At 68.0% G+C, this 21,249-nt stretch carries 14 protein-coding genes; 3 read left to right on the top strand and 11 right to left on the bottom strand.

The genetic code is table 11. The features are described from left to right. Positions 1–3: 3 nt before the first annotated feature. The 8 genes from HUT19_RS02145 to HUT19_RS02110 form a co-directional block, all read right to left on the bottom strand. A complete protein-coding gene (locus HUT19_RS02145; RefSeq protein WP_176178794.1) occupies positions 4–1,662 on the bottom strand; it encodes a choline/carnitine O-acyltransferase in 1,659 nt (552 codons plus the stop codon). Further along, positions 1,655–2,935, bottom strand: a complete 1,281-nt coding sequence (locus tag HUT19_RS02140; protein WP_176178793.1) for an aspartate aminotransferase family protein — start codon at positions 2,933–2,935, stop codon at positions 1,655–1,657. The genes HUT19_RS02145 and HUT19_RS02140 overlap by 8 nt, the downstream gene beginning before the upstream one ends. 29 nt (positions 2,936–2,964) lie before the next feature. Next, a complete protein-coding gene (locus HUT19_RS02135) occupies positions 2,965–7,233 on the bottom strand; it encodes an AMP-binding protein (RefSeq protein ID WP_176186375.1) in 4,269 nt (1,422 codons plus the stop codon). 124 nt (positions 7,234–7,357) lie between these two features. Next, positions 7,358–9,076 carry a chloramphenicol-biosynthetic FADH2-dependent halogenase CmlS gene (gene cmlS / locus HUT19_RS02130; RefSeq protein ID WP_176178792.1) on the bottom strand — a complete coding sequence of 573 codons (1,719 nt, stop codon included), beginning with the start codon at positions 9,074–9,076 and terminating at the stop codon, positions 7,358–7,360. 105 nt (positions 9,077–9,181) lie between these two features. Further along, positions 9,182–10,588, bottom strand: a complete 1,407-nt coding sequence (locus HUT19_RS02125) for a class I adenylate-forming enzyme family protein (RefSeq protein ID WP_176178791.1) — start codon at positions 10,586–10,588, stop codon at positions 9,182–9,184. After that, complete coding sequence (locus HUT19_RS02120) at positions 10,588–11,286, bottom strand: SDR family NAD(P)-dependent oxidoreductase (protein ID WP_176178790.1); 699 nt, start codon at positions 11,284–11,286, stop codon at positions 10,588–10,590. Before HUT19_RS02120 ends, HUT19_RS02125 begins: the two co-directional genes overlap by 1 nt. Then, on the bottom strand, positions 11,283–11,609 hold the full coding sequence (locus HUT19_RS02115) for a hypothetical protein (protein ID WP_176178789.1): 327 nt from the start codon (positions 11,607–11,609) through the stop codon (positions 11,283–11,285). The genes HUT19_RS02120 and HUT19_RS02115 overlap by 4 nt, the downstream gene beginning before the upstream one ends. Positions 11,610–11,906: 297 nt before the next feature. Then, positions 11,907–13,130 carry a LysR family transcriptional regulator gene (locus tag HUT19_RS02110; protein WP_176178788.1) on the bottom strand — a complete coding sequence of 408 codons (1,224 nt, stop codon included), beginning with the start codon at positions 13,128–13,130 and terminating at the stop codon, positions 11,907–11,909. An 834-nt stretch (positions 13,131–13,964) separates the two neighbouring features. On the opposite strand from HUT19_RS02110, the gene HUT19_RS02105 reads away from it, so the two are divergent. Next, the gene (locus HUT19_RS02105; RefSeq protein ID WP_176178787.1) at positions 13,965–15,416 is read left to right on the top strand and encodes an amidase; all 1,452 of its coding nucleotides are present in this window, start codon (positions 13,965–13,967) and stop codon (positions 15,414–15,416) included. Between the two features lie 144 nt (positions 15,417–15,560). Here HUT19_RS02105 and HUT19_RS02100 read toward each other — a convergent pair whose 3' ends face one another. Together HUT19_RS02100 and HUT19_RS02095 are read right to left on the bottom strand one after the other, a co-directional pair. Then, the gene (locus HUT19_RS02100) at positions 15,561–16,916 is read right to left on the bottom strand and encodes a cytochrome P450 (RefSeq protein ID WP_254885381.1); all 1,356 of its coding nucleotides are present in this window, start codon (positions 16,914–16,916) and stop codon (positions 15,561–15,563) included. 471 nt (positions 16,917–17,387) lie between these two features. Continuing rightward, the gene (locus HUT19_RS02095) at positions 17,388–17,951 is read right to left on the bottom strand and encodes a dihydrofolate reductase family protein (RefSeq protein WP_176178785.1); all 564 of its coding nucleotides are present in this window, start codon (positions 17,949–17,951) and stop codon (positions 17,388–17,390) included. A 663-nt stretch (positions 17,952–18,614) separates the two neighbouring features. On the opposite strand from HUT19_RS02095, the gene HUT19_RS02090 reads away from it, so the two are divergent. Then, entirely contained in the window at positions 18,615–20,033 is a 1,419-nt protein-coding gene (locus HUT19_RS02090; RefSeq protein ID WP_176178784.1) for an arylsulfotransferase family protein, read from the top strand. A 175-nt stretch (positions 20,034–20,208) separates the two neighbouring features. Here HUT19_RS02090 and HUT19_RS02085 read toward each other — a convergent pair whose 3' ends face one another. Next, complete coding sequence (locus tag HUT19_RS02085) at positions 20,209–20,676, bottom strand: hypothetical protein (RefSeq protein WP_176178783.1); 468 nt, start codon at positions 20,674–20,676, stop codon at positions 20,209–20,211. Positions 20,677–20,898: 222 nt separating this feature from the next. Here HUT19_RS02085 and HUT19_RS02080 point away from each other — a divergent pair, with 222 nt between their 5' ends. Beyond that, entirely contained in the window at positions 20,899–21,228 is a 330-nt protein-coding gene (locus tag HUT19_RS02080) for a helix-turn-helix transcriptional regulator (RefSeq protein ID WP_176178782.1), read from the top strand. Positions 21,229–21,249 lie beyond the last annotated feature (21 nt).

The raw sequence follows: 21,249 nt of genomic DNA, 5'->3' as shown, positions 1-21,249 counted from the left end.
ACATCACCTCCGGTTGTGCAACAACGCCGCGACCCTGTTGATTTCGTTGGCCAGCGTGACCAAATAGTCCGAAGCACTGCTCTCTTGAGTGATCACAGTGCAGAAGATCCCGGTCGATCCGATGTCGTAGGCCAATCCGTAACCGTCGACCGAACCGGGGCTGAAGGGAACAACCCCCATCCTCGGCACCGAGGTCGTTGACAGCTCGAGCCGGGAATGCAGTCGCTCCCATGCAACGTCGTCGAACATTTCCGCATGGTCACCAAAAATGTGCTCGCCAAATGTCTTCAACGCGAAGAGGTGACGCTCCGAAGCCGAGCCGGTTATGCACTCGGTCTGCCGACGGCGATGTTCGGTGGCGGTACGAATCAGGGCCGCGCGCCGGTCCTCCGCGGACGCGTTCTCACCCTCCAGCCGGATGAACTCGAGCATCTCCGGCGACACCGGCCGCATCACTTCGATCCGACCGCCCGCATAGCGCGACATGTCAACCGGCTGGTACGCCCAGGCCGGCCTTCCTCGTAGCCCGACGTGAGCCAACTGTGCCGCCACGTGGACAACGGCGTCGGCCAGGAGCCCACAGGTCTCCGTGCCCGCGTTCTCCACACGGGCGGCAACCGTGGTCAATCTGCTCTCCTGTGCCAAGGCGAACTGCTGCGCCTTGCTCGCGGCCCGCTCCAACACGGGGCCGACGTCGTCCCAGCACAGTTCCTCGCGCCGCACATCGGACCGGCCGCCCTGCGGGGCCACCGCGATTTCCGGAGATTTTTCCCGGACATGTGCGGTGAGCGCCTGGAAGCTCGCCATGTCCCCGCGGGAGTGTTCGAAGCTGAAGCCGATGCGCCCGTCGAGGTCGAGCATGATCTGCGCCGCCTTGTCGTGCCACCGACTGGCTGGATTGCCGACCATGAAGCGATGAGCGGCCTCCGCGACGCTCTGTCCCTCGGCGTCGTCGAGGCACAGCACGAACATCGCCGTTTCCACCGTCTGAAGAACGTGCGCGTTGTGGGGGCCACTGTCGACCAGGACGTCCCGCCACACCGCCCACTCCGTTCGCCGCGCCGCGGTCAGCGCCGCGATCGGCGTATGCGTGGCGGGCGGAAGCCGGAGGATCTCCTTCATGATCTCTTCCAGCTCATGCGGGCCTCGACTGCCCCATCGGGCGCGGACGCGGTGCATACGGCCGGCGCGCAGAACCACGAAATAATCGGATGCGGGATGGTCGGCGATGGTGTCGCGTTTGAGTCCCGGTATCCGGGTCGCGCGGAGGAGTGCGGGGTCGCCGTGGTCGTCTTCCCCCTCCCGCAGCGTGTACTCGACCGCGGCGAGCGCCACGGCCGCGACCCACCGGGCGTAGCCGACACCGGTCGGCCGGAGGATCTGGGTTGGCACCAGGACGGCGCTCTGGCATGCGGGCAGCGGACGCCGGTCCTCCAGGTACGTCTCCACCCACAGCGGTTCCAGCCAGCCGGATCCCGTGGTCCGGCCCCACGCCGCCAGGGCTTCGTGCAAAGCGGGCCCGTCCCCGGTGAGGAGCTTCTCCACCAACGTGCTCGTCCTACGGTGCTGCTCATCGGTCTGCAGCGGGCGGACCGCCCGCAGGTACTGCCGGCAACTGGCCTCCAATGAGGGCAAGGGCAGCGGCGGCTTGGCCTTATTCATGGCCCCCCGCCCTCGTCGCCCGCAGGGCTTGCGCGACGGCCCGCGACCACACCGCCACCGCGTCGTCGATCTGCCCGGCTGTGACGATCAAGGCCGGCATCATCCTGACCACGTTGCTGTGCACGCCGCACGTGAGCACCACCAGGCCGAGTTCCGCCGCGGCCTGCTGAGCACTCCGCGCCGTCGCGGGGTCCGGTGAGCCGTCGGGATGGCAGAACTCGCTGGCAGCCATCAGGCCCAGTCCGCGGACATCCGCGATGGCGGAGTGCTCGGCGGCGACACCGCGCAACCCCTCGACCAGCCTGCTGCCTTGCCGCGCGGCGTTGTCCACGAGCTTGTTGTCCTCGATGACGTCGAGCGTGGCCAGCGCGGCGGCGCACGACACCGCGTTGCCGCCGTAGGTGCCGCCCTGCGACCCCGGCCAAGCGCGTTCCATCACCGTGGCGGAGGCCGCGATCGCCGACAGGGGGAAGCCGCTGGCGAGCCCTTTCGCCGTGACCAGCACGTCCGGTGTCGTGCCAGGGCTGTGTTCATGTGCCCAGAATCTTCCGGTGCGGCCGACCCCGGTCTGGATCTCGTCCAGCACCAGCAGGATTCCGTGTCTGTCGGCGCGTTCGCGCAGTCCGGCGAGGAAAGCGGGTGGAGCGGGGACGTAGCCGCCCTCGCCCAGCACCGGTTCAACGAAGAACGCCGCTGTCTCCTCGGGCGCACTCTCGCTGGCCAAAACGGTGTCCAGTTCCCGCAATGCGAAAGCGACGGCCTGCTCTTGGGTCATGCCAAGGCGGAACGCGTGCGGGAACGGTGCCACGGCCACGCCGGGCATGAGGGGACCGATGCCCGCGCGAAACCGGGTGCCCGCCGTGGTCAGCGCGGCGGCCCCCATGGTCCGGCCGTGGAACGAGCCGGAGAAGACAACGGCGTTCTGCCGGCCCGTGGCGTGCCTGGCGAGTCTCAGCGCCGCTTCGACCGCTTCGCTGCCGGAGTTGACGTAGAACAGCGCATCCAGGTTCGCCGGCAGCACCGTGCCGAGCCGCTCGGTCAGCGCGAGCAGCGGCTCGTGTCGCACCGTCGTGTACTGTCCGTGGATCAGCTTCGCGACCTGGGCTTGCGCGGCTTCCACGACGCGGGGATGGCAATGCCCCGTGCTGGTCACTCCCACACCGGCGGTGAAGTCGAGGAAACGGCGATCGTCGGCGTCGAAGAGGTACATGCCCTCGCCCCGCGTCGCCACGATCGGTACGGCCTGTTTGAGTACCGGGGACAGTTGTGCCACCTTTTACCCTCACTTCTTCGCGATTGCGGTCAGGCGGAGAACTGCGCTGAATCCGCGCCGTGCGGCGGCGGGAGGAAACCGACGTCGACCGCCCAGTCCAGTGCGGCGGACCACCACTGGCGGGTGGGCTCGGCGAACCGCACACCCAGCCGCTCCAACGCCGAGGCCGTGCGGGTGCGTTCGATGACGACGTTCTGTCTCTCGAGTTGGGACCACAGTGCGGCCAGTCCGGTGGTGGCGCCGAAGGCGGATTCGTCCACCAAACGCACGGGGTAGCCGTAGTCGACGAGCCACCGCACGAGTTCGTCATGGTGGACTTCGTGCGGTGTTTCGATGTGGTACACGCCCGGAGCGGCGTACGGATGCAGTGCGATCGCGGTCATCGCTGCCGCAACGGTGTCGACGTGGGAGAAGGCGAAGGTCACCGACGGCCGGTGCGGCGCCACGCCGGCCTGGACGTAGTCGTGAATGATCTGGTAGATCCGATTGTTGTCGATGTTGTGCTGGAAGGCGCCGGTTCGGCTGTGCGCCGCAACATGGCCGCTGCGGTGGATGTACACCTGACGGCCCTGCGCCGTCCAGGACCGGATCAGCTCCTCCGCGTCGTACTTCGTGCGCTCGTACGGGTTGCGGAAGGACTGCCCGATGCTGAGATCAGCCTGGCTGAAGCGACGCACGGAACCGTCGACGTGACCGGCCACCGCCAGCGTCGAGACGTGGTGCAGCCGCACATCCGCCCGCCCCGCGTCGATCCACGACAGGAGGCGGCGTACGCCCTCGGTGTTGGTGCGCTCCAGTTCAGCGGGTGGGGCCACCAGTCGGACATCCGCCGCCGCGTGCACGATCACCCGGGCGTCGCGAGCGGTTGCGGCCTCCGCCTGGGACAGTCCCAGGTTCTCCTCGGTGATGTCACCGACGACGATGTCCACGGCTCCGCGGAGCGGCTCGACGCGCCGCATGGCTTCGTCCCGCTCGCCACGGACCAGGCACGTCACATGGGCGCCTCGGCTGACCAACTCGGTCAGCACATGTCCCCCCAGGTAACCGGTGGCTCCCGTCAGCAGCACCGGTACCGGTTCGTGCACCGCCTCGAGGCGCGGCTGCTGCTGGGCGACGGTGCCCAGGTGCAGGACCGCTCCGGAGGTGGATATCGGCGAGACCACGAGTGGGGGGACCTCGGCCAGACCTGCCCGTGCCGCGACTCCGTGGCTGAAGGCGGTGAAGATTCCTTCCGCCCGGTCTGCGGCAACCTTCGACTCGTCGTACACGAGATCGGTCACGAGTTTGCCGTGGATGATACGAGCCGTGAGCCGGACATCGTAGAGCGGATCACCACTGGGACAGCGTGCGGCGCCTGCCGTCTCGGTGGCGACGGTCCACCGCAACGACTGTTCCTCCGGCAAGCGGAAGGTTCCCAGGAAGTTGAAGCCGACGTTCGGACGGGGGCCTGCCGTATCCATCGGCAGTTGCGGCGCCTGGTGGACGCCTCGCTCGATGTCCCGCGTGCGGTCGTGGGCCTCGTCCGCGCCGACGAGGTCGATTCTCACCCGCTTGACGGCGGTGAACCAACCGACGGTATCCATGTAGTCGGCTTCGTCCCGTCCATGCGTCTCGACCTCGACGGTCACCTCGCGTTGGGCGCTCCACGTCCTGAGGCCATCGCCGAACGCGGCGAGCAACACTGCCTCCAGGTCGTGTGCTTGCCCGCACCGCGCGGTGAGAACGGTGGTGGCCACCTCGTCCAGCCCCCAGGTCAGCGCGGCCGGTCGCGGTGCGTGGCCGCCGGCTCGTGGCACCGTGCGCGGACTCAGGTCCGCGGTGCGCGACGGCGTCACGATCTTCGCCCACTGGTAGTAGTCACCCGACGAGGTGAAGCGCGGCGTCTGCCCTGCCCGTGCCTGCGCGTATGCCGCGGCGAGATCGTTGAAGATGATGCGCCAGGACACGCCGTCCACAGCCAGGTGGTGCACGGTGATCACGAGCCGGTCGTCGATGCCACGACCGCCGATGAACAGATGTCCCCGGACGAGCCTCCCGGCCTCCAGGTCCAGGCCGTCTTGCAGGGCGCCGCCCATCTCGTTCACGGCAGCGCTGATCTCGGTCGGCGTTGCGGGCAGAAACGAGAAGGTCAGAACGTTCAAGTCCGGCGCGCGCCGAGGATCGCCGATGGGGCCGGCCGCACCGATCGGTTGCCGCAGCACGGGATGCTTGTGCAGCACCGCCACGATGGCCTCGGACAGCGCGGGTGGGTCGACCGACTCGCGGCACAGCAGCACGACCGTCTGGTTCCAGCGGTGTGGCTCCCGGATGGGTTGCCGGAAGAACCATCGCTGTGGCGGCGCCAACGTCCGGTCACCGGCGGAACTCGGCGAGGGCGAGAGCGGAGTCTCGCCGGACCGGCGGGCTGCCTGGGAGAGGAGCGTGCAGGTGGGGTTCCGGTACACGTCCTCGACGGTGATGTCACATCCGCGACGACGGAGGAACGCGACGGTGCGCATCGCCAGAATCGAGTCGCCACCGAGCGTGAAGACGTCGACGTCCGTGCCGAGTCCGGAGATGCCGAGCGCATCCGACCAGAGCTTCGCCAGGTCCTCCGCCAGGTCCGCGGTGTCGCGACGCGGTGTCCCGCCGAGTGCGGCGACCGGTGCTCGGGCGCGCTGTTCGATGATCTCGTTCACCTTCGCGGACAGGGACGCGGTGTCGAGCTTGCCGCTCGGGCCGACCGGGAAACGCCGCACAGCGATGATCTGGGCAGGCACCGCGTGCTCCGGCAACAGGCCCCGCAGATACGTACGCAGTGGATCGACGATGTGATGAGGGGGGCGGTTGCCGGAAACCCGTACCGCCGCGAACAGTTGATCGCCTGCGGGGGCCTTGCGGACGATCACCGCCGACTGCAGCGCATCCGGATGGCTGTCGATGGCCCGCTCGATCTCCGAAGGATCAACCCGAAAGCCACGGATCTTGACCTGGCGGTCGGATCGGCCGATGAAGACGAGGTTCCCGTCCGCGCGGCGCCGACAGACGTCACCGGTACGGTACATGCGGTCGCCCTGATGGTCGATGAAGTGGCGAGCCGTCGTGTCGGGCTGGTTGTAGTAGCCGACAGCTACTCCCGCCCCGCCGATGAGCAGTTCACCCGGCCGTTGGCCGCGCTCCTCCCCGCCTTCCGGATCGAGTATGCGCACCGTGGCCGCGCCGATGGGGGTGCCGATGGGAACCGTCGCCTCTTCCGCGGGCATGTCCGTGGTGTCCGAGGCGATGAAGCACGTGGCTCCGACGGTCGTCTCGGTCGGTCCGTAGTGGTTGACGACGCGTCCGGCCACATCGTTGCCGAGGAGGTCGGCGGCAAGGGATCGCGACAGCGACTCACCGCCCAGGATCAGCGTGGGAATGCGCGGTTGTGATGTCGGGCGGGCTTCGAGCAGGGCCATGAGGTGCGAGGGCGTGGTTTTCACACACGACACCCCCGCCTCCCACAACGAGCGCCAGAACTGCTGCGGTTCTCGCGTCAGCGCGTCCGAAACAACGTGAACGCGCCCCGCCGTGGCCAACGCGAGCAACCAGGCGGTGTGCCCCAGATCCGCGGCCAATGGGGTCACATGTGCCATGCACGGTTCGTCGGCCTCCATGAAGCCGAGCCGCTCCCGCAGCGAGAACGCGTAGTGGAGAGCGTTGGCATGACTCACCGCGACGGCCTTGGGCCGGCCGGCCGAACCAGAGGTGAAGGACAGATACGCCAACTCCCCGGCGGTACCGGGATCGGCGTCCTGATCGGGCAGATCGGCCAGATCAGGCAGATCAGGCAGATCAGGCAGATCGGTGGCTGACACCGCATCGATGTCATAGAACTCCACGGGCACCGCGCCGGGTATCTCGACCGTGGGGTCGGTGGTCACGACCCGGCTCGCGGTGACCGCGTCCAAGCGCCGCAACAGTTCCCGGGCATCCCATCCATCGCTCACCAAGACCGCTGCCGCGCCCGCCCGGAACGCGCCGTACAGCAGGGCGAACATGCGAGCGTCCCGTGCACCTGCGAGCACCACGCGCTCGCCGCGTCCGACGCCTCCGGCTCTCAGCCGATCCGCCACGTGACTCGCGAGGCCGTCGAGTACGCGGTAGCTGAGCACCCGTGCACCGTCGGTCAACGCGATCCGGGTGGGGTATATACGAGCCTGTCGGGCCAGTAGGTCGGAGACGGACCCGCAGGATCCCAGCTGAGCGTCACCACGTCCGTGGGAACCCCGCGAGTTGGAGGGGGCGCACTCCACACCAGAATCGTGCCCTCCTTCCTCCATCACACTTGCCTCCTCTTTCGATAGGTTCCACGCACTTTTTCCGGCGAGCGAGAACCGCTCATGCGACTGAGTTCGCTGCTCATCGAAGAACCGCGTATGTGCCGGTGGTGTGACGGCGTATGAGTCAGACCTCGTAGTCCACCCCGACACCGCCGAAGTCCAGCCGTCCCTGGACGGCGACCTCCTCACCGTCCTTGTCGTAGCCGGTGAGCAACCCCCGCTCGATGAGGCGCAGGACGATGTGGGATGCCTGCCCCTGCCGACCGACGGACGCCAGCCGTCGTGCCAGGGTCCGGTACCCGAACTCCGTTTCGGCCAGGTCGGCGAAGACCTCGCGATCCGCCTCGGTCATCGGATGTCCCGGCAGTGCCCGTCCCAGCTCGTTGGCCAGCACATGCGAGGACTCCAGGCGGAAGCTCTCCGGCTCGACCTTGTAGTCGGGTTCGAGAACGACCTTGCTGCCGTTCCAGCACAGTCGCGTGATGCCGTTGAGACGGCTTGTCACCTCGCTGATCCACGTCATGCGCGCCGCGTTGAGCTCGGACTCGCTGAAGTCGTCGCTGAGCGTGGGGCGCTGATGGCCGCCAATGGCGATCATCGTGGCGGCCCGGCCGTGGAACTCGGAGAGCTCCGCGCCGGCTCCCGACTCACCATGGGCGAGCCGCTCGAACCACTGTTTGCGACTGAGCCGGGAATCGTCGGACTCGGTGATACGCCGACGCCGCCAGAACTCCGAATCGGGCTCGGTGAAGGATGCGTAGGTGTAGAAGGAGGCAAGGAATTCGTGGTATTGCTCGTAGGCCGCGCGGTAGGTCCGGTTGTACCAGTCGTGGATCGCCGACTCCTCGCCCACGGTGCGGCTGATGCGGTCGATCGCGGTCGCTGCGCACACCGCGGACTGTGTGGCGAGGTGGACTCCCTGGGAGAACAACGGGTCGGTGAAGCACGCGGCGTCGCCGCAGAGGAAGAACCGGCCGGCCGAGAAGAGCTCGGCTTCGTATGACCAGTCCTGCACGATCCGGACCTTGTCGACGATCTCGGCATCTCCGAGCAGTTCCATCGCCCGGCGGCATCGTGGCAGCTCCGAACGGAAGAAGGCTTCGGGCCCTTGCTCGCGGACCTCCGCAGCACGGTCACGGTCGATGACCACACCGACGCTGTAGAGATCACCCTTGAGCGGGATCATCCAAACCCAGCCGTTCTCGTACGTAATGGAGAACGTAGTGCCTTTGAGGTCGCCCTCAAATGGATCTGCGCGACGGAAATAGGACCAGACCGCGAAGTTGCGGTAGAACTCGTCGTATCGGCGCACCCCGAGCTTGCGCGCGACCGGTCCGCCCGAACCGCCCGCGTCGATGACGAAGTCGGCCTCGACCGTCTCGACGGCCCGCCCCTCGCGGCGCACGCTCAACCGGACGCGCTCGGGGTCCTCGAGGTCGACGTCAGTGACCGAGCACTGGTTGTGGACCCGAACCCCGCGTTCGCGGTTTGTCTCGAGCAGCAGGGTGTCGAAGTCCTCGCGTTTGACCTGGACGGCGTGCCGGAACACCCAGGGTTTGGTTTTGGGCGCGGCAAAGGAGAACGTCCAGGGGGGCTGGTCGACGCCCCAGAGAAACGTCGCGGAGGGCTTGCGAACGTACTCCTGGTCGTCAATAGCCTTCTCCATGCCGAGACGACTGAGAATCGAAAGCGTTCCGGGCAGCAAAGACTCGCCGATCCGGTAGCGAGGGAAACGCTCGCGTTCGAAGATCTCGACGTCATGACCCAACTGCTGCAACGTCAGGGCCGCGACCGACCCGGCCGGTCCGCCACCGATGACGGCAACCCTGCTCGACGATTCCACGGGGGTTCTCCCTTCGACACGGCGGATATGCACCGCGGGGTGGCGGCGTCTTGCTGTTCGTCGCGGTTCACCGGCCGCCCGGAAACCCGCATACACGCGCTACCCTCAGCGCGAGCCCCGCACTTTCTTGAATCGCTCGGACACGGCAACGGTGTCCACGACATTGATTTTTGCCGGAACCTTGTACGGCGGGACCCGCTCGGCCAGGAACGCCCTCACGCGTTGCCGGACGATCCGGTCGGGCATCGACGTGGCCGGCTTTACGTCGACGCAGACCGACTGGCCGGTGAGTGCGTTCGGCCGACCGTAGACCACACACTCTTCGATGAGCGGACTCGTCAGCAGGATCGACTCCAGCTCGAAAGGCAGTAGCTTCTCACCGCCGACATTGATCACCTCCGTGGCGCGTCCCAAGATGCGGAGGTAGCCATCGCCGATCTCTTCGACGATGTCGCCGGTGCGGAACCAGCCGTCCTCGGTGACGGCCTCGTCGGAGGCATTGAGATAGCCCAGGAACTGGGTGGTGCTCCGGATGTACAACTCGCCGTCGATGATGCGGTGTTCTACGTCGCGGTCGGAGAACCGGAAGAAGGTGCTGTCGGACGCCGCGCTTGTCGTCGTGGCGATCCCGGTCTCGCTGGTACCGAAGGTCTGCAGCAGCCGCACGCCCGGGAAGGCGGCGTGCACCCGGCCGAGGAGTCCGTCCGGCATGGGCTCTGTGCCGTAAGTGATCATACGGAGACTGCTCACGTCATGACGGCGGTGGTGACCTCCGACGAGCATCAGGTTGAGGAACGTCGGGCTCGTCGGCAGCACCCGGACCTGATGGCGCTCGATCAGCCGGCAGATCTCCGCGGGGGTCCGCGTGGCGGGCAGGACCGCGCGGCCTCCGCCCAACACGGTGCTGAGCAGCGAGTTGATGCCGCCGATGTGGTCGAACATCAGGACCATGAGCACGGCGGGCGCCCTCGTGCCGCCGCGTGCCCGCCGGCGTAGCTTCGCCGCGATCAAAGCGTCGAAGTCGTGGAGAATCATCTTCGCGGTGCCGGTGCTCCCGCTGCTGAGCAACACGAGACCGGCCGCCCCCGACGCGGCGAGCCGGCGCCGGGTCGCACTGTGCCGCCCGGCTGATTCGCCGCGACCGTCGCGGTCACCGGCCACCGCGGGGAGGGGTTCCAGTCGTGGTCGCGAACCTGGTGTCAGGACGTGACCGGCTCCGCAGACCTCGGCGATGGCCGCGAGGGTTTGCCTGTCGGGCACCGCAACGGGGACCACCACCGCACGGTGCCAGAACAGGGCGAACAAGGCCGCCACGGACCGCGCCGACACGTCGCCGGCGAGCACCACCACGTCGTGGGGTCGCACACCGTACGCGTCGAGGGCGGCGCGGACCGTCTCGATCTCGGCGAGCAGGTCGGCGAAGGACCGGTCCCCGTCATCCTCGACCAGCGCCGGACGGGAACCGAGATCGGCGAAGCGGGCCGCAAGGTCCTCGCGGAGTTGTGGTGACATCAATTCACGCCTCCGAGGAATAGCGTTTCACCGGTGACGAAAGCCGAGCCGGGACCGAGGAGGAACTCGACAGGACCCACGATGTCGGCGACCGTGCACGGTCGTTTGATCGTCTGGCGGTCGACCAGGGCCCGCAGCTTCTCCGCCGGAACGCTTCGGGCCAGCCCGGTGTCGACCGGGGGGAGCCCGATGCCGTTGATCCTTATACGGTGGTCCGCCAGTTCCTTGCTCATGACCCGTACCACTTGTTCGACAGCGGCCTTGCTCGCGCTGTATGCAAGTTGCCCCTCCAGCGCCCACGGCACGGCGACCGTGGAGACAGCAAGGATCGCCGTGGTCGACCCGGGGGAGTGGCGCATGAGTTTCGCGGCCTCGCGGCAGCAGCCCAGCACCGCGAAGACGTTGACATCGAAGATCCGTCGGGTCAGGTCCTCGGGGACGAGCATGAAATGGTTCATCGTGGACGTCCCGGCATTCGCGACCAGTGCGTCGAGGTAGCCGTGACTGCGCTTCACGGCCCGGAACATTCCGCGGACCTGGTCGGACTCGGTGACGTCGACCTCGTGGTGCTCATAGCGCGGGTGCTCGACGGGGGAACCGCGCCGGCTGCACCCGATGACGGTATGGCCCGCGCCGAGGAAGTGTTCGGCGAGTGTGCGTCCGACGCCCTTCCGGGTGCCCGTGATCAGAATCTTCATGGGGTGGTGGCCGCCGAGGCAGGGGCGGCACCAGCAACCCCGAGTTCTTCGGCGACGAAGTCGACGAGCCGACGCACGCTCGAGAACGGGCTCACCATGCGCGACAACGCCCGTTCCGAGGCGAGGACGACCTCGACGTCGTACTCGTCGGCCAGGGCGTCCTCGACGAGGGTGAGGAAACTGACCAAGTACATCGAGTCGAAGACGCCCGCATCGCCATACAGGGAGATCTCGAGGAGATCGTCGTTGGTGACGCCGTCCACGGCAGCGACGTTCAGCTCCTCGAGGGCCGAACGGAGGATTTCCAGGATTTTCTCGTACACGAACGACTCCTCGGGGAACTCGTAAACCCGGGACGATTCTGTGTGTGATGGGCAATCCGATTACGTCAGTGGCTCAGTCGCGTGCGAATCCACCTTCGCTTGCTCTGTGCGGAGCCCACCGCAGTGTCATATCGGCAATCCATTGAGGCATTGGTGACGACTGGAAACTCGGCACGCCCGATCGGGCTGATATTCAGGGTAGGCGGGCGGTTGTGCCCAGCAGAAGCGCAGTGCCGGCAATGAGGGGCATCATCGACAGTGATAGAGGACAAAACGCCCGGGAGTGGTGGTCGGGGTTCACAGGTTCCCGGCCACGTGCTGGAGGCGCTCCCGCAGCCATCGGTGGCCCGGGTCGATCGTGTTCTTGGGGTGCCAGTACATCGCTTCGATCAACTGGGGGAACGACGGGTCCAAGGTCACCGATCGCAACCCGAGGGCCGCACCGAACCGATCGAACAGTCGTCGCGGAGCGATCAGGACCTTGCGGGTGCCCTGGACCAACAGGATCCCGTTGGTGAACGTACCGGTGGTGGCCACCACTTGCCGGGATACGCCGCATTGGTCCAGCCGCGCCTCGGCCACCGACAGGGTGGGACCCACGATCTTGACGTAGGGGAGGGTGGACAACTGCGCGGTGGACAGAGTCGTGCCGACGTCCGGGTGGTGCTCGTCCATCACCGCGACGAACTCGTCGGAGAACAGAGCTGTGTTGGGGAAAACCGACAACTCCTCGCCCAGCAGACCGGGTGGCCAGATCAGCATGTCGAGCTGCCCTCTGCGCAGGTGGTCGGCGAAACGGGACGGGAGCGCGACGATGTTGATCCGCACGTTCGGAGCCACGGCGCTCAGCTCACGCAGCAGCGGATGCAGTAGCACTGTCGCCACGTAGTCGCTGGCCACCATGGTGAAAACGCGGTGATCGACGCTGGGGTCAAAACGCGCTCCGGCGCTCAGCACGGCCCTCATGCCGGCAAGCAGCTCATCGACCTGCGGCGCCAGCGACTCCGCCAGCGGGGTCAGCTCCATCTGACGGCCGTGCCTGACCAGCAACGGATCGTCGAACCACCGCCGGAGCCTGGCCAGGGATGCGCTCATCGCCGGTTGGCCGACAGCGACCCGCTCGGCCGCCTTGGTGACGCTGCGTTCCATGAGTAACGCGTGCAGCGGTATCAGCAGATTGAGATCGATGTTGCTCAGACTCAGTGTCATCGGGGCGAGTTGCCTTTCCGCGCGCGATGGCCGGGGTGGTCCGCGATGCTGATCAGCACGCTCGACGTCTGAGCGGCTTGGGTGCAGTGCGCTGTTGATCCTTTGATGCGCGCGTTGGCGGTTCAGGGCTTGGCCGACGGCGGTACCGACCGCCTCGGCGGTGGTGTGGACGCACTCGGGGCAGACCTCGTACATCGCTGGGTGCCACATTCGTTCAATGGCGTTGAGCTCGGGACCGCGGGGCGGCGGAGAACAGAGTTCGGCGCCGATGGCGGCCAGTTCCTCGCGGGGGCCTTTGAACGCCCGGGCCACGTGTGCGGAGGCGTTGTCCAGGACGACGGTGCACGGCCGTACGCGTGTGGAACCCGTGGGGGCTGCTCCGGAGCGGCGGCCCCGCCGGGCAGGCGGACCAGGCTCGTGCACACGAACTCCAGCGGCATGGCCCGGTCGGCCTTGCCGCATGTCCTCTCCCACACCGGACCGGCATGCCGCCCCACGGACAGAGCCCCGAGCACGTTCACGCGTCGGCCCTTCGTGTCCTCACGGCGCACCACGGCCCGCTGTCCTGCCCGTGGTCAGGTCCATCCCGTGGGCATGGTCGGGACGGACCCGCTCTCGTCGAGGAAGTACAGACCCGTCACGCCCGTACTCACCTCCAGACGCCACCTCGGGGACGGTCAGGCCACCCCCCATCAGCCGTACGCGGTCCAGACGCAGTCTGGTACCCGGTGCGAGATCACGTGCCCGCAGACGCTCCCGCACCTCGCGTTCCTGGTCCGACGCCAACTCCACACGCAGGATCTTCGGCATGGGCAGGCTCTCCCCGCCCGACCTCATACCCGAACGCCACGGCCCCCATCTCTAAGAGACCGACTAGTGTCTCCCGTCGATCTGGGGGACGGCATCTACGCCTTCCGGGCCGTCCGGCCGGCTCACCACCACCGGTCGGCACTGCGGGGTGACGGTGCTCGACTCCTACGCCCACCACCCGAGCTTCGCGAAGAAGGTGCGGGACCACGTGTCGCCATCGCCGGCGGGCGGCGAATTGTCGGTGGCCGGAAAGAACATGATGGGTATTGAGACATCCGTCCCGTTGCGCGAAGCGGCATTTTATGACCTGTTCCCCAGGCCAGTACGGTCGGATTTATGGAGTGGAATTTTCAGACGGCCGAAAAACTCGCGGCTGCCTTGCGTGCCGGTGAAGTGACCTCGGCGGAACTGACCGACGAGGCGATCGCCCGTATCGAGCGGGACGACAAAGCGATCAACGCGATCTGTGTGCCGGACTTCGACCGTGCACGGGCCGCCGCGCGCGGTGCCGACCAGGCGCGTGCCCGCGGTGAAGACGGGCCGATACTGGGCATTCCGGTGACGGTCAAAGAGTCCTACAACATCGCCGGGCTGCCCACGAACTGGGGCATGCCGCTACACCGGAACCACATGCCGGCCGAGGACGCGGTGCAGGTGTCGCGGCTCAAGACCGCGGGCGCTGTGGTGCTCGGCAAGACCAATGTGCCCGTGGGGCTGCAAGATATCCAGAGCTTCAACGAGATCTACGGCACCACCAATAACCCGTGGGATCACGGTCGCACGTCGGGTGGATCCTCCGGCGGGTCGGCGGCGGCCCTGGCGTCCGGATTCGGCGCGCTGTCCATCGGCTCCGACATCGCCGGTTCGTTGCGCACCCCCGCGCACTTCTGCGGTGTCTACGCCCACAAGCCGACACTCGGGCTGTGCGCGAACCGCGGTATGGTCCCGCCGCCCGCGCCGGCATTGCCGTCCGACTTCGACCTCGCCGTCGTCGGTCCGATGGCGCGCACGGCCCGCGACCTCACGCTCCTGCTCGACGTCATGGCCGGACCGGACCCGCTGACGCTCGGCGTCGCGTACGACCTGACGCTGCCGCCCGCGCGCCACGAGCGGCTCCGCGACTTCCGGGTCCTGGTCCTCGACGAGCATCCGCTCATTCCGACCGGGTCCGCCGTGCGGGCGGGCGTGAACCGGGTGGCCGACGCGCTTGTCGACGGCGGCGCCCGCGTCGAACGGCACAGTCCGCTGCTGCCCGACCTGACCGAGGCCGCGACGCTCTACACGCATTTGCTGATCTCGAGCTCCATCGCGCGTTTTCCCATCGAATCCTACGAGCAGCTGCGGACCCGCGCCGCCGGACTGAGCACAGACGACCAGAGCCTGGACGCCGCGCGGCTGCGTGCCATGGTGTTCAGCCACCGCGACTGGATCGAGGCGAACAACCGTCGCGAACTCCACCGCCACGGCTGGCGGCAGCTCTTCGCCGAGTTCGACGCCGTGGTGTGCCCGATCACGCCGACGCCCGCGTTCCCGCACGACCACGACCCCAATCTGTTGGAACGCCGCATCGACATCGACGGCGTCGCGTATCCGTACCTCGACCAGCTCGTCTGGGCCGGTCTGGCCACCATGCCCGGCCTGCCCGCCACCGCTGTGCCAGCGGTCCGGTCCCCCGAGGGTCTGCCGGTGGGAGTGCAGCTCATCGGTCCGATGTTCGAGGACCGCACCCCGCTGCGGCTGGCCGAACTGCTCGAGGAGAAGATCGGAGGCTTCCAGACACCGAAGTAGGGCGAGGGCGTACCACCGGGTGTCCGTCGAGGACGGGGTGCGGAACACGACGAGATCCCCCGAACGCGCGCAGTCGCCCCCGGCGGCGATCGGGGGCGTCGGCCGGGGCGTCCTCGTCGCCGAACGGGATCGCCCCGGGCGCTCTTACGAGCCGTCCGGAACGGGCGTGATGGTGGCGGGCATCGGGCCGTCGGGGCGGACGGTGAGCCCGAAGACGGCCGAGGTCGGGGTGGTGTGGAAGGAGGGGGTGAAGGCGGGCAGCAGGTGCTCCAGGAGCACCGTCATCTCGCGCATGGCGAACTGCGCGCCCAGGCAGGCCCGGGCTCCGATGCCGAAGGGGTAGTACGCGCCGTGCCGGGAGGAGGGGCGGTCCTCGTCCGCCGCGGTGAACCGTTCGGGGGCGAACCGGTTGGGCTCGGGCCACAGCGCCGGGTCGCGGTGGGTGAGGTAGGGGCACACGAAGATGTCGGTGCCGGCCGCGATGCGGTAGCCGGTGAGGGTGTCGTCCTCGATGGCATGACGGGGCATCAGCCATGCTGGCGGATAGAGCCGCAAGGTCTCCGAGACGAGAGCCCGGATGGCCCTCTCGCGCCCGGGCGAGCCCATGCCTCCCGCGCCCAGGGCCCAGCGGCGGGCTTCGGGGTGGCGGGCGAGCAGCAGATACAGCCAGGACAGCGTTGTGGCAGTGGTCTCGTGACCGGCGGCAAGCAGAGTGACCAGCTCGTCGCGCATCAGCTGGTCGGTGTATTCGGGCCGAGTCTTCCCGGCGTCCACCAGGACGTGCAGCAGGCCGGGGCCATCCGGCCCCGCCTCTCCTCGACGGGCGGCCGTGATCGCGTGTTCGGCGACGGCGTCGATCCTCGCGAGGTCCGCGGCCACGGCGGTGCGCAGCTCGGTGGCGTCGGCCGACGCGGAGGGGGTGCTCGGAAGGGCGGCCCCCACCGCCTCGACGGCGGCGAGTTCGCGGTCAGTGGTCTCGTCGAGGGGATGGCCGGTGAGGGAGCGCCAGATGGTGTCCAGGGCGAAGAAGCGCATGTCCTCGCCGACGTCGGTCGGCGTGCCAGTACGGGCGCACTGTGCCCAGCGGTCGGCGGCGCGGCGCGCGGCGCCGGCGATCCGCTGCTCGTAGCGGCGGATCCCCGCTCCGGTGAACTCGGCTTGGAGGAGTCGGCGCTGACGCTTCCACGGTTCCCCGGTGGCCGAGAGCACCCCGTCTCCGACCAGCACGCGGGCCCGGTGGGAGCGTTTGACGTAGCGGTCGGGATGAAGGGCGAGGACGTGCCGCACCGCCTCCGGGTCGGTGACCAGCACCGTGGGGCGCGGGCCGAGCCGCACAGCGCAGACCCCGCCGAGCTCGCGCGCCTGGGCCAGCAAGTCGACCACCGCCCCCGAGGAAGAGCGCCACCGCTCGACGGCCGCCGGGGCGAGCTCCGGAGGCAGGGGCGTGGCACCGGGCCCGGGGGACGGGCCGGGAACGCCTTGCGGGGCTGTGGTGGCCAATGTGCTCTCCTGCTCGATGACTCGTGCGCCACGCCACGACTCTGCGCCAGCGGCTCCAGGAACAGACCACCGCATGATGACACAGCGGACCACCGGCGCGGGCTGTATGCCGCGTGGGCGGGCCGCTTCCCACACCGCTCGCGGGGGCGCCGCTGGCGGCTTTGAGGTAGGGCGCCGTCATGCCCGGGTTTCCTGCGACAACCAGGGGAGACAAGCGCCTGATCGGCAGGCGTGGCCCGGTCGACGAGGATCGGCGTGAACGTCCTTGCGCCGCGTCCCCGTGGGGGGCCGCCTTTCGCGGGTCGATTTCTTGGCCCGTCTACCCGGGGCCTCAGGTGCGTCTGCGATGGGGTGTGGTCCGTCCGACTCGCCTTCGCCACACCGTAGTTCACACCGCTTCGACGCAGGTCAGTTCGCTGAGGAAGGGGCACTGGCCGGCACGTTCTTCCTGGTGCCCGGCGGACGAGCCGGCTAACGCGCCACGCGGTAGCGGAGGTAGACGACTCTCGAGCCGAAAGTGCGGGTCTCGACGAGTTCGACGTCCACCCGCCTCTCGCGCCGGGGAAAGAACGGGATGCCACCGCCAACCAGCACCGGGTAGACCCTGGCCCGGTACTCGTCGATGAGACCCAACGCGGCCGCCTCGGCGGCGAGGGTCGCGCCGCCGATCGCGATGTCGCCCTCCCCCGCCTCGGCTCGCAACCGCTCGATCTCCTCCGCCAGGCTGCCGGATGCCAGGCGGGCATTGCCCCGCACCGCCGACAGCGTGGTGGAGAACACCACCTTCGGCAGCGGTTTCCAGATCGAGGCCCACTCGAGCATTGAGTCGTCGAGCGATGGATCCTGGTCGGCGGTCTCCCAGTACAGCATCGTCTCGTACAGCCGTCGTCCCAACAGGTGGACGCCGACCTCTCGAATCTCGTCGGTGACGAAGCGAATGATCTCCTCGTCGGGCGCTGTCCAGTCGAAGGCGCCGTCCGGCCCGACGATGTAGCCGTCAAGTGACACGCCCATCGAATAGGTCACGTTACGCATCAGAAGTCCTCCTCGGTAACGGGTTCCGAACAGTACGACCGCGGGACGCGGCAGGACTCATCGCGGCTCGCGGGATTCCCTTGGTCGCGCAGCGATATGGCCCCCGTCCGCACTTCGTCACCGGCAACTGAACGCTGTCGCCGGACAGCTATCCGAAATACGCGAAGGAGAGAATTGCGCAGCCGGGAAAGGAGTGTGGTCGGCCTGCGCGGCGAGCCGGGTGGGGGTGTGTGCGTCGGCCGTACCGGAAAACCCATCGTCGCGGTATCCGGTGCGCGCGGCGAAAACGCCCGGATGGCCTATCCGCCCGGGGCCCGGAAAGCAAGCGGCCGGACGTATTGTCTGGCGTCATCGGAAAGCGTGCACGCACACATAGGCCGGACCGGGATGTCCGGCTGGAGGAGACAGACGATGGCGGAGCAGAATCGACGGGCTCGTATCAGGAGAAGGAGGGCGCTCCGAGCCGCGGGGTGCTGCGTGCTCGTGGTGGGATTCACCCTCGCCAGCGGTGCGTCTCCGACCCTGGCAGGTTCCCGCACCCCTCTCCCGCCCCGACCGTGCGCCACGGAACCGGCGCCCCCGTCGGGCTCCGGGGAGGGCCCGGCGCTGGTCACTTCGGGCAGCGGGGTGTGGAGTTTCGTCTCCGCCCCAAATCTCAACCCCATGCGGGTCACCGTCACCACGCGGCGGCCGGGAACGGCTCCCGGTCACATCTTCGTCGCCCCGTACACCATCGAGAGCACGATGATCGGCCAGACCGGGTCGCTGATCTCCGATGACGCGGGAAACCCGATCTGGTTCCGTCCGCTGTCCTCCACAAGCCTGCAAAACGCCGACTTCAAGGTGCAGACGTACCACGACTCCCGGACCGGGGCCTCGCAGCCCGTGCTGACCTGGTGGCAGGGTTCCATCGCCATTCCGCCGAGATACACCAACCTGCCGGGCGGCGCGCCGGAACCTGGTGGGTGCTATTACATCTACGACAGCCACTACCGGCTGTTCAGAACGGTCTCCGCGCACAACGGATTCAATGCCGACGAGCACGAATTCATCCTGACCCGCAGGGGAACCGCGCTGTTCATCGCGTCCAGAACCGTACCCATGGATCTGCGCCCTTACGGCGGTCCGGAGGACGGGGCGATCCTGGACAGCGAGGTCCAGGAAGTCGATCTGGCCACCGGCAAACTCGTCTTCTCCTGGGACATGCTCCGGCACGTGAACCCCGCCGATTCCGAGGTACCGGCCTCGGACGCGTCGTCGTCCGGCGGGGTATGGGACGCCTACCACCTCAACTCCATCGATGAGAACGACAAGGGTGAGCTGCTGATCTCGTCCCGGAACATGTGGGCCATCTACAACATCTCCCGGAAATCCGGAAAGATCCGCTGGCAACTCGGGGGAAAGAAGAGCGACTTCACCTTCGCCCCCAACGCCCGCTTCTACTGGCAGCACGATGCCCGCTTCCGCCCCGGAAACCGAATCAGCATGTTCGACGACGGCTGCTGCAACCAGCCCGACGGCACCCCCGAACAGCAGTCGCACGGTCTGATCCTGAACCTCGACGCGCGCACCCACCGGGCGACCGTGGACAGGAGCTATTACCACGACCCGGCGCTGTTCGCGCCGTCGCAAGGCAACACCCAGGCGCTCCCCAACGGCAACCAATTCATCGGGTGGGGCCAGGAGTCCTACTACTCGGAGTACGCCGGAGCCGGGAACACCGAGAACACCCCTTCGCGCAACCTGCTCTACGACGTCAGGATGCCGGGCTCCGACATCTCCTACCGGGCGTTCCGCAACACATGGGTAGGCACTCCCTACTACCCGCCGAAAGCGGCCGCACGGACGGCAGACGGCCACAGCGTGGTCTACGCGTCCTGGAACGGCTCGACGCAGACGAGAGCCTGGCGGGTACTCGCCGGACCGGACCCCCGCTCCCTCTCCGTGGTGGTCAGGCACGCTCCCCGCTCCGGATTCGAAACGGCGGTCACCACCCGCAGCAGGGGACCGTACTTTCAGGTGAAGGCGTTGGACGCGTCCGGGAAGGTCCTCAGAGCCTCCCATGTGGTGAAGACGGGTTGAGAGAGCGGCCGGCGGCATGCGCACCGACTCCGCCGTCGGCCACGTCGCCGGCCCCGCTGCCGCCTCGGCCGCGGGGCCGGCGACACGAGCAGACAGACGAGGTGCCGCCCACGAGCCGCCCATCGCCGCCGACCACGGCCGGCTGGGTGTGGTGGGGGCGCGGTGGGCTCAACGATCATGATTGGCCGGACCGAAGCCGGCCGACATCGACGCCCTCCACCGCGGCGGGGACGAGCACGACTTCCTGCGGGGTCCAGCAGTCCGAACGCTCGGTGGCCACTTCGGCCGTGCACCATCGGCACACGAGGTTCGGGCCGTCGCAGCCGTCCAGGCCGCAGCAGCCGTTCCGCCGTCCGCGCAGTGAGGTGAGCTCGGTGCCGTGCACATCGGCCCGGGCCAGGACGATGCCGTTCAGCCCCGCGCGGTGGAGGCCCAGGGCCGCCCCTGCGAAATGTGGCCGGTAGATGCGCTCCCCGGCCTCGGGCGGATCGTAGGCGAAGGTGCCCGGACGCATCCGCGGCGGGCACTCCTCGCCCTTCGGCAGCGCGTACGGCGCCGGGGCATTGTCCGCATCGGGCAGCGGCACCTCCCGTACGGGTGCGGTGACATCACCGTGACAGCGGCGGCAGCGGAAGACGACCATGCGCGCCATTGTCCGGTCCCGGGTGGGCCCGGCGCCTCCGGATTCCGGGGAGGGGGCATGACGGCGGCACGCGCAGGCAAGAACGACCTCATGCCGCCCATTCCACGCCCGGTTCGGCCGGAGCGGCACGCTGGGCCCGATGGGCGACCATCAGTCAGAGCACTGGGAGTCCGGTATCGGGATATCGTGGTGTGTCGGAGTATCCGGCAGGAGAGGTGGCGCATGACCGTGGTGGGATCGGGTCCGGGTGATCTGATCGAGGTGTTCAAGGCCCTGGGCAACCCTGCCCGTTTGCAGATCATGCAGTGGCTGAAGGATCCCGACACTCACTTCGGTGAGTACGAGTCGATCGCGGACCGTCGGTCGGTCGGCGTATGCGTCACGCACATCCAGGCGAAGTCGGGACTCGCGCAGTCGACTGTCTCCAGCTACATGAGCACGCTCGAACGGGCGGGACTCGTGCATCCCACCCGGGTGGGCAAGTGGACCCACTATCGCCGCGATGAAGAGCGGCTGGCGCAGGTGGCGCGGGCGATCGACACCATCCTCTGATTGACGGATCGCTATATGTCG

The sequence above is a fragment of the Streptomyces sp. NA02950 genome (assembly GCF_013364155.1).
Taxonomy (GTDB): Bacteria; Actinomycetota; Actinomycetes; order Streptomycetales; family Streptomycetaceae; genus Streptomyces.
This window is presented reverse-complemented; position numbering and strand designations above follow the sequence as displayed.